The following is an 8655-nucleotide window of genomic DNA, read 5'->3' as shown; positions in this document are numbered from 1 at the left end:
GGCAACGCTGGTCTGATGATGGTTGCGATAAGATGATCAAACTTAGGGTCGCTTTACGCAGCCAAAAATTCGATCTCATCACTAATATTTTCAGGAAATCCGCAGCTTAATGATGAGGTGCGACAATTTGAATTACACCCGGTCGGGTGAAATGGTTTCCCAGGTCACCCCTTCATCCAGCGTACGGTGCAAATATTGCGAGCCGTAATACACTGCTTTGGGGTTATTGGGTGAAACGTGGATGGGTGTTACCCGTTGAAAGCGGAATTTGAGGTCATTGGGTTTGTGCCCATAAATATTGGTGGCGCCAATAAAGTAGTTCCGTTCTTGCCCACTGCGTTTGTCGTATACGCTGAAACAACCTTTACAGTTGGAATAAACGATGTTGTGATTACCGGGTTTGGGCACTGCGGGGCCAGTTTCACAACCTCCGGCGGGCAGATAATACCCCATGGGTCCTACTGGTGAATCGTAAGGTGGCAAACTGGGTACAGTGATCGCCGTGCCATTGTCTTGTTGGCCCGCATACAACCAATATGGAAACTGATCGTCTATTTCCACCTGATACAGCTCTGCGGTGGGTTGATTGAGTTGGGTAGACCAGTTTTTGCCTCCATCACGGGTGATGTTGGCCCCACCATCGTTGGATTCAATCCATTCCAGGGTATCCCGGGGATTGATCCACAGGTCGTGGTCGTCTCCGTGAGGGGTATTGAACGCATTCCAGGTACGCCCTCCGTTGTTGGAGCGCCAAAAACCGGTTGCGCTCACAAAAACATTGTCGGCATTTAACGGATTGGCGGTGACGTTGCAATAATAAAAAGGTCGATCGAGCAGGAAACGGCTCGAGCTAACGACAGACCAGGATTCACCCGCATCATTGGAACGATACAAACCACCGCCGGGCAAAGCTTCGATTAGGGCATACACCCGTTGAGGATCCGCAGGAGACACGGCAAAATCAATTTTGCCAATCAAATCGGCGGGCAAACCTTTGGCAACTTTACGCCAGGTGCTGCCTCCGTCTTCTGATTTGAACACACCACCCACTTTGCCGCCACTGATGATGGTCCAAGGGGTGCGTTGAGCCCGCCAGGCACCAGCGTAGATGATTTGGGGATTGCTGGGATGAAATTCCAGATCGGAAAAACCGATGGTATCACTCAGGAAAAGGACTTTTTCCCAACTCTTTCCGCCGTCTTTGGTACGGTAAACACCGCGATCTACATTGGGTACAAAGGCACTGCCGATGGCGGCTACAAAGGCGATGTCGGGATTGGTCGGGTGTACTTCAACTGCACCGATGTGCCCAGTTTTTTCCAAGCCTACTTTTTCCCAGGTTCGCCCTGCATTGCTGGATTTGTATACCCCTTTACCGGCGATCACATTGCTGCGCAGGCCATCCGAACCCGTGCCGACGTACATGACGTCTGGTTTGGAAGGGGCAATGCCAATGGCGCCAATCGAAGGCGTGGGAAAAAAGCCATCCGAAACATTGTTCCAGTTGTGGCCATAATCGATGGTTTTCCACAAACCTCCACCCGTTGATCCCATAAAAAACACGCCAGGAGTATTGGGGTGTCCAGTCACACTGGTAACCCGGCCTCCACGGGTAGGGCCGACACTGCGGTATTCCAGGTTGGTCAGGAGTTGGGGGTCGACGTAGTTTTGAGCACTAGCTCTGTCCACCAATCCCAAAAAGATTAAAACAACAACAAATTTATGAGTAAAACCTCTCATGCGAATAGCTTTTGAGTGATTAAAGACTTAAAAAACGATACCGATTAAACTGGTTTTAAGCTTTTAGGAACGCTTCAACGTTGAGTAACTCCAAGTTTTGGATGCCTCGATAATCTTTAGTATTTTCAGTAAGGAGTTCTAATTCGAAGGCGACCGCGGTAGCTGCGATCAAAGCATCAGCGATTGAAACAGGTCGCTTTTGCCGAATGAGAATCGCTATTTCAGCTACATTTTCACTTATAGGTAAGACCGTTATTGCTTTAAAAAAATTTTCGAGGAATTTTTTTTGAACTTGATTCAACTGATGATAACCCAATACTTCAATCTTTGTGATTATGGATACTTTAATATTCGACTCATCTTGTTTTAGCTTTGACAACAACTCTGCGTTTTGCAACTTAGACGCCAGGATAACGATGTTACTATCAATAAGCATAATTCTTTACTTTTAGCGTACGAGCACTCTGTCCTGACGTTGTTGGGTTTGCCATTCAACGACATCTTCAATCTCTGCAAATGGATTTGTTTGGGCAAGTTCTTCCAGCCACATAAATGCGGAGAAGTCAGCATACTCCTCTCCCTCGTCACTTAGATGCACTACCCCATTTAGCCTTTTTGCGAATTCTGCGAGCAGGACTGCATCCTGAAAATTGGCGATTTCTATCACGATTTTTGTCATGAAGCAAAAATTTAAATAAAGGTACTTGATTTTTTAATCTCTATTTTACCTATTTTGTTTAGGTATCAAACACAGTCGACGAATCAATGCCAGCATACCGGATTTACCAACTTATCGTAGTCTTATTGCTCCCAGCGCTACTTTGTGCCCAGAAAAGCCAACGTGGGGGCAAGGATTTTAATGCCTGTTATTTTTATCAGCATACCTCTTTGGCAGATGCCAAAGCAGATTTGCAGTTGATGAAACACGTAGAAGGGCTGAATTTAAAAAAGGGGGAAAAGGTCGCCGACATTGGTGCCGGAGCACTCCGCTGGGAGGGAGCACTATCTTTATTCACCGAAGGCATCCAGTTTTATGCCGTAGACATCGACTCTTCCTGTTGCAATGCCCAGCAGGCCAATTATGTGCAGCGCTACTACTCCATTGTGAAAGGCCAGCGGCTCAGCAACAGCATCAGCACTTCCTTGGGCAGCGTCAAAAAAACGGGTTTGCCCGATGGGCAAATGGATAAAGTGATTTTATTCCAAACTTTTCACGAATTTAGCCACCCCGATGAAATGTTGCGCGACATTTACCGCAGCCTCAATGCAGGTGGGCGTTTGTACATCAGTGAGTTGGTGCCCCGGCATGCCAAAGACCTACACCCCGGCTGCCAACACCCCATGTATAGCCCAGAAGTGTTAAAAAAATTGGTTCAACGCTGTGGGTTTGTTTTTGAAACCCAAGTTACCATTGTAAAAGACGACAAAAAAAATCGGACTCAGTTGTTGTACCGATTCAGAAAAAGCACTCAAGAAAATGGATAACCCAAACTCAGAAAAAAACACCCAAGGTTGGTTTGAACGACTCGAAGCCGAAAGCTGGTCGGCTGAATTGATCATTTCCGGGGCGGCGATCTATGGCTCCTTTCAATTGCCCTCGGCCTTGAATCAATTGATCAATTACAGTTTGCTGCATTTTAGCGATGATATTTTGAGGATTTTGTACTTGGTCTACACCTACTTGACTTTGGCCATTACGATTTTGATGGTCAATTTTGTCATGCATTTTGTGTTGCGTTCCTTGTGGGTTGGGCTGATTGGCCTGGCCTCCGCTTACCCGCAAGGTGTGAATATAGAAAGCAAAAGCTTCAGCAAAAGTTACCTCCAGCAACTAAAAGCAGACTTTGGCGATCTGCGAGCCTACAATGAGAAAATTGATAAGGCCTGTAGCATCATCTTTGCTTTTTCATTTTCAGTAGCAATGATTTTCATGAGTATTGCTGTGATCGTTTTGGCAGCAGCAGGACTTGCTTATTTGTTGCATCAGCTGTCCCCTAAAATAGGCATTCAAACCTCATTTTTTTCCATTCTTGGCCTGATTGTTTTACCCAGCCTTTTTGGTGGCGTGCTCAATCTAAAACCACTCCGCGAAAAAGCCTGGGTACAAAAAATTCATTACCCATTCATGATCCGCAGAATTGGCAGGCTGATGTTTCACGTGTTTTATCAGCCCGTTTATTACATCAACAGCATTTTTACGACTAATTTTAATAAAGGTCAATACTCAATGCGCGTATTGGCTTACATGACACTGATTTTACCCGTTTTTTTTATGGTTTTTACCCAAAGCAATGCTATGTACGCCGATAAGGATTTTTACTTCAAGAATACAAATCGCGAGGATCGTTTTTATGCTCGGCATTATGAAGACCAATTGAAGCAGGATCAATTGATTCTAAATCCGCTGATTCCCAGTGCAGAGATTTCAGGAGCAGGACTTAGATTATTCCTACCAATGCCCATGCGCGAAGAAGTGGTTTTGTACAAAAAATATGGGAAACCGCCCGTGGATTCTACTCTAAACGAAAGTAAGCTAGTTTATCAAAATCGGATTTGGTTCAAAGAACAGGCCAGAAAGTATTTCCACATAGCGGTCAATGGCAAAAAAATCAACCCGGAATTGCGTTCCTACCAGCATCCGAATGCCACTGAATATGGCTTTCTGGCTTTTGTACCCGCAAATTTATTTGTGGAAGGTGAAAATGTACTCCATGTCCAAAGTGAATACAAAGTAGAGAGCAAAAAACGCGAAAGTTTTATCCCTTTTTGGTACAGCGTCAAATAGAAGGAATCTTCCTCTATTTTATTTTTGTTCTTTTCTCCAAAAACCTTACCTTTGCGGCGCTGTAACTGATTCTTGTGATCACTAACGGTATTAATCTCAACACAATGGCAGTTTATTTAACTCAAGAGAAGAAGGCTGAGCTTTTCACTCAGTATGGCGGAGCAGCTGGAAACACTGGCTCTACCGAGGGCCAGGTGGCACTTTTTACTTATCGTATTCAGGAGCTTTCCAAGCACTTGAATCAAAACAGAAAAGATCACGCTTGCCGACGCACCTTGTTGATGCTCGTTGGTAAAAGAAAGCGTTTGTTGCAATACCTTGCTAAAAGGGATATTGTAAAATACCGCGAACTGATCGAACAATTGGGTATTCGTAAGTAATCCCCAAACGAACAAGGAAGCGTTCTCTTTTCGAGGGCGCTTCCTTTGTTTTGAGGTGTATGTATTCGTGCTGTGCAGACTGATTTTTGAGGTCAAAGAGCAATTTTTTTTGCTAAGCAATCTTTCTCTCCTCATGTTTGTCCAATTTTTTGTCCGTCCTGCATTTAACGCTTCGACACTTCAACCTCATAGGATACAAGAAGGTTAAGACATATTCAAAAGCGATTTCAATTTATGGGACAACAGATTCCAATCACAAAGTCTTTCAACTTACCCGATGGTCGTGAAGTGATCATCGAAACTGGTAAGTTAGCTACCCAAGCCGACGGCTCGGTAGTGGTACGTTGCGGCAATACCATGATCTTCGCCGTAGCGACCTCAGACAGAGAAGCCCGCGCTGGACAAGATTTTTTTCCACTATCCGTGGACTATCAAGAAAAATTTGCCTCATCAGGTCGTATTCCAGGCAACTTCTTCCGTCGGGAAACCAAACTTTCCGACTACGAGATATTGTGTTCTCGTTTGGTTGACCGTGCCATTCGCCCGCTCTTCCCCAACCACTACATGAACGACACCCAGATCATGATCAACTTGATCTCGGTAGAGAAAAACGAAATGCCCGATGCATTTGTAGCACTGGCTGCTTCGGCTGCGCTGAGTGTATCGGATATTCCCTTCCAGGGCCCCATCTCTGAGGTTCGGGTTGCCCGCATCAACGGCGAATTTGTCATCAACCCGGGCAAAGATGTACTAAAAACTGCCGATATCGACTTGATCGTAGCGGCTACTTTGCAAGACATCACCATGGTTGAAGGTGAAGCCAAGGAAATGGACGAAGACTCCATGATTGAGGCCTTGCGCATTGCCCACGAAGCAATCAAAGTACAGTGTCATGCCCAAATCGCCCTGGCCCAACTGGTAGGCGACAAAGCACTGATCAAACGTGATGTACCACCACTTCCCGAAGACGAAGAAGTGTTGGCGAAGCTCAAAGAACTGGTTGTAGACAAAATTCGCGCCGTAGCCAGCAGTGCTTCGGATAAAAATGTCCGCAAGAAAAAGTTCGAAGAAGTTAAAAAAGAAGCGGAAGTTGCGCTGTCTGCAGCTTATGGCGAAGAAGCCTGGCCGGAGAAAAAATCCTTCTTCAAACGTTATTTTGACGTACTGAAGAAAAAAACCGTGCGTGAAGTCATCCTGGATGGCGTTCGTTTGGACGGTCGTGGGCCCAGCGAAATTCGCCACATCTGGTCAGAAGTAGATTATCTGCCTTCTACTCATGGTTCGGCCATCTTTACCCGTGGCGAAACCCAGGCTTTGACCTCCCTGACCTTGGGCACCAAGACGGACGAGCAGATGATCGACAACTCGCAAGAGATGTACCACGAGAAATTCATCCTGCACTATAACTTCCCTGGCTATTCCGTGGGTGAAGTGAAACCCAACCGTGGCCCAGGCCGCCGTGAAGTAGGCCACGCCAACCTGGCGGCGCGCTCACTGCGCAAAGTGATGCCTGCTGATCTGCCTTACACTGTCCGGATTGTATCCGATATCCTGGAATCCAATGGTTCTTCTTCCATGGCTACTGTTTGTGCGGGTACACTCGCGCTGATGGATGCCGGGATCAAAATCACGGCACCCGTATCCGGGATTGCCATGGGGATGATCAAAGAAGGTGACCGCGTGGCCATCCTGAGCGACATCCTGGGCGATGAAGATGCCCTGGGCGATATGGACTTCAAAGTAACTGGTACCGAAAACGGAATCACTGGTTGCCAAATGGACATCAAAATTGATGGTCTGCCTTACGACCTGTTGATTCGCGCCCTCAATCAGGCTCGCGAAGGTCGTTTGCACATCCTCAATGAGATGAAAAAAACCATCGAAGCGCCTCGCGAAGATTACAAACCACACGCACCACGCATCGTGGAAATCATCATCGACAAGAGCTACATTGGTGCAGTGATCGGCCCGGGTGGTAAAGTCATCCAGGAAATCCAGGCTACTACCGGTACTCAAATCAACATCGAAGAAAAAGGCGACAAAGGTCACGTGACCATCGCTTCGGCCAATAAAGATGCCATCGATAAAGCCATCGAATGGGTAAACCGAATTACCTTCAGCCCAACCGTAGGTGACGTGTTCCGCGGCGTGGTGAAGTCGGTGATGCCTTACGGTGTATTTGTCGATTTCAACGGCAAGAGTGGTCTTTTGCACGTATCCGAAATCAGCCATACCCGCATCGACAATGTGGAAGATGTGCTGAAAGAAGGCGACGAGATCAAAGTCCAACTTGTAGAGGTAGACAAAAAGACGGGCAAAATGCGCTTGTCTCGCAAATCCTTGTTGCCTAGACCTCCAGGAATGGAAGACAATGGTGGCGGCGACAACGGTGGCGGTGGCAGCGAAAGACGCGGCGGCGGTGAATACCGTGGCGGCGGCGGTGACCGTGGTGGCGACCGCAGAGGTGGCGGTGGCGACCGGGGCGGTGATCGTCGTGGTGGCGGTGGTGATCGCGGCGGCGACCGTGGCAATTGGGGCAACAACCGGGATTAAGCATTTAGCTTAACCATAGATAAGAAAAGCCTTCTGTTCGTAATGAGCAGAAGGCTTTTTTGTTAAACGTGCTTAAAGCCCCAACTTATCCATCCGTAGCTTTTCATACTCACCATCTTCTGCCGGATACCTTAAAACTTTTTCAAACCTACCGGATTGTTTGGCTAAAGCCCAAATCAGGCTTTCTCCCGCTGGGATAGTGCTTGATACTCCATTGTATATTTTATCTGCATAAGCTTTATCTGCATCGATTACCTCCCAGCCATTTGCCTTAAAATGTTGAATCAGGTCATCCAGGAATAAGGATGCAGCCAGGTTATGATGCAATAAGAGGACGTGATTAATCCGCCGATTGGTCAATTGATGCGCCAGAGAGTCATAATATTGGGCTCGATTCAACAAATGGTTTTTGTAATAATCGCGAAAGCCCGAAATATCCGCCTTCGGATTTTCTTGCAGCCGTTTTGCCAAGCGGCCACTAATGTACCAATCTGAAGCATCGATAGAAACGTGTCCATTTTTGTAGCCTTTTTGGCCCATAAAGGCTCGGAAGCCTTCCACTTTTTCTTTGGTATCACCTTCTTTAAGATAAGGGAATCTGAAATAGGGGAGGTAATTGGCGTATTTCTTGATGATCAGGTCGTTTCGGCTTAGTTCAAGCTTGAAGGCTTCAAGGCTCGTATTTTTGCTGTTGAAGTTGACATGAGACATGGTGTGGTTGGCGATGAAATGCCCGGCATTGTTCCAGGAGCTCAATACATATTTCCCTTTTTCGGTAGACTTATTGGCTCCTGCTGAAAACAAGATGGCCTTGAGTTGGTGCTTGCTTAAGTTGTCCAGCAAGCGTTGGTTCCAGGTTTCCAGTTTGTATTCGCCAAAGTCATTGATGGAGCCGTCGTCAAAAGTGAGAGCGATTTTGGGTTTGTTGTCCTGTTTTTCAGGTTGAGGTTTGGACTTGAAAGAAATCATCAAGCTAGCAACAGGAACAAACAATAAAAAAAGCAAAATTCCAGGCCTGTACTTGATTGGATGCATTGTTTTTTATTTAAAACGAAGCGTAACTATTTAGCAGCCGCCTTCGGCGGCTGCTAAATATGAAAATAAAAAGTATCTTAGGGCATCAAAAACATTGAGTTGGAGCTACCAAAAACAGTCGAAGGCTGCCACGTTGTGATCAATCAACTGCTGTTGATTATC

Annotated in this window: 8 protein-coding genes; 4 read left to right on the top strand and 4 right to left on the bottom strand. The window is 46.4% G+C overall.

The window, feature by feature from the left end; genetic code table 11:
* Positions 1 to 132: 132 nt before the first annotated feature.
* The 3 genes from ACEW9O_RS06845 to ACEW9O_RS06835 are packed head-to-tail and all read right to left on the bottom strand — an operon-like array spanning position 133 to position 2419.
* Entirely contained in the window at positions 133 to 1740 is a 1608-nt protein-coding gene (locus ACEW9O_RS06845; protein ID WP_373549398.1) for a WD40/YVTN/BNR-like repeat-containing protein, read from the bottom strand.
* A 55-nt stretch (positions 1741 to 1795) separates the two neighbouring features.
* Positions 1796 to 2176, bottom strand: a complete 381-nt coding sequence (locus ACEW9O_RS06840) for a type II toxin-antitoxin system VapC family toxin (RefSeq protein ID WP_373549397.1) — start codon at positions 2174 to 2176, stop codon at positions 1796 to 1798.
* A 12-nt stretch (positions 2177 to 2188) separates the two neighbouring features.
* Positions 2189 to 2419 (bottom strand): hypothetical protein, encoded by a 231-nt coding sequence (locus ACEW9O_RS06835; RefSeq protein ID WP_373549396.1) that lies wholly within the window; start codon positions 2417 to 2419, stop codon positions 2189 to 2191.
* Between the two features lie 86 nt (positions 2420 to 2505).
* Between ACEW9O_RS06835 and ACEW9O_RS06830 the strand changes: the two genes are divergently transcribed.
* The 4 genes from ACEW9O_RS06830 to ACEW9O_RS06815 all read left to right on the top strand — a co-directional run bounded on the left by ACEW9O_RS06830 (position 2506) and on the right by ACEW9O_RS06815 (position 7458).
* The gene (locus ACEW9O_RS06830; protein WP_373549395.1) at positions 2506 to 3225 is read left to right on the top strand and encodes a class I SAM-dependent methyltransferase; all 720 of its coding nucleotides are present in this window, start codon (positions 2506 to 2508) and stop codon (positions 3223 to 3225) included.
* Positions 3218 to 4525 (top strand): hypothetical protein, encoded by a 1308-nt coding sequence (locus ACEW9O_RS06825; RefSeq protein WP_373549394.1) that lies wholly within the window; start codon positions 3218 to 3220, stop codon positions 4523 to 4525. The genes ACEW9O_RS06830 and ACEW9O_RS06825 overlap by 8 nt, the downstream gene beginning before the upstream one ends.
* Positions 4526 to 4629: 104 nt before the next feature.
* Positions 4630 to 4905 (top strand): 30S ribosomal protein S15, encoded by a 276-nt coding sequence (gene rpsO / locus ACEW9O_RS06820; protein WP_373549393.1) that lies wholly within the window; start codon positions 4630 to 4632, stop codon positions 4903 to 4905.
* A gap of 234 nt (positions 4906 to 5139) precedes the next feature.
* The gene (locus tag ACEW9O_RS06815) at positions 5140 to 7458 is read left to right on the top strand and encodes a polyribonucleotide nucleotidyltransferase (protein ID WP_373549392.1); all 2319 of its coding nucleotides are present in this window, start codon (positions 5140 to 5142) and stop codon (positions 7456 to 7458) included.
* Positions 7459 to 7530: 72 nt separating this feature from the next.
* Here ACEW9O_RS06815 and ACEW9O_RS06810 read toward each other — a convergent pair whose 3' ends face one another.
* Positions 7531 to 8493, bottom strand: a complete 963-nt coding sequence (locus ACEW9O_RS06810; RefSeq protein WP_373549391.1) for a polysaccharide deacetylase family protein — start codon at positions 8491 to 8493, stop codon at positions 7531 to 7533.
* Positions 8494 to 8655 lie beyond the last annotated feature (162 nt).

The sequence above is a fragment of the Haliscomenobacter sp. genome, assembly GCF_041740695.1.
GTDB lineage: Bacteria > Bacteroidota > Bacteroidia > Chitinophagales > Saprospiraceae > Haliscomenobacter.
The sequence above is the reverse complement of the archived record's forward strand: the minus strand, read 5'-3'. Positions and strand labels throughout refer to the sequence as shown.

What these genes read in the sequence shown, in the direction of transcription:
- ACEW9O_RS06845 (WP_373549398.1), bottom strand. Translation starts at nt 1,740, where the DNA reads ATGAGAGGTTTTACTCATAAATTTGTTGTTGTTTTAATCTTTTTGGGA.
- ACEW9O_RS06840 (WP_373549397.1), bottom strand. Translation starts at nt 2,176, where the DNA reads ATGCTTATTGATAGTAACATCGTTATCCTGGCGTCTAAGTTGCAAAAC.
- ACEW9O_RS06835 (WP_373549396.1), bottom strand. Translation starts at nt 2,419, where the DNA reads ATGACAAAAATCGTGATAGAAATCGCCAATTTTCAGGATGCAGTCCTG.
- ACEW9O_RS06830 (WP_373549395.1), top strand. Translation starts at nt 2,506, where the DNA reads ATGCCAGCATACCGGATTTACCAACTTATCGTAGTCTTATTGCTCCCA.
- ACEW9O_RS06825 (WP_373549394.1), top strand. Translation starts at nt 3,218, where the DNA reads ATGGATAACCCAAACTCAGAAAAAAACACCCAAGGTTGGTTTGAACGA.
- rpsO (WP_373549393.1), top strand. Translation starts at nt 4,630, where the DNA reads ATGGCAGTTTATTTAACTCAAGAGAAGAAGGCTGAGCTTTTCACTCAG.
- ACEW9O_RS06815 (WP_373549392.1), top strand. Translation starts at nt 5,140, where the DNA reads ATGGGACAACAGATTCCAATCACAAAGTCTTTCAACTTACCCGATGGT.
- ACEW9O_RS06810 (WP_373549391.1), bottom strand. Translation starts at nt 8,493, where the DNA reads ATGCATCCAATCAAGTACAGGCCTGGAATTTTGCTTTTTTTATTGTTT.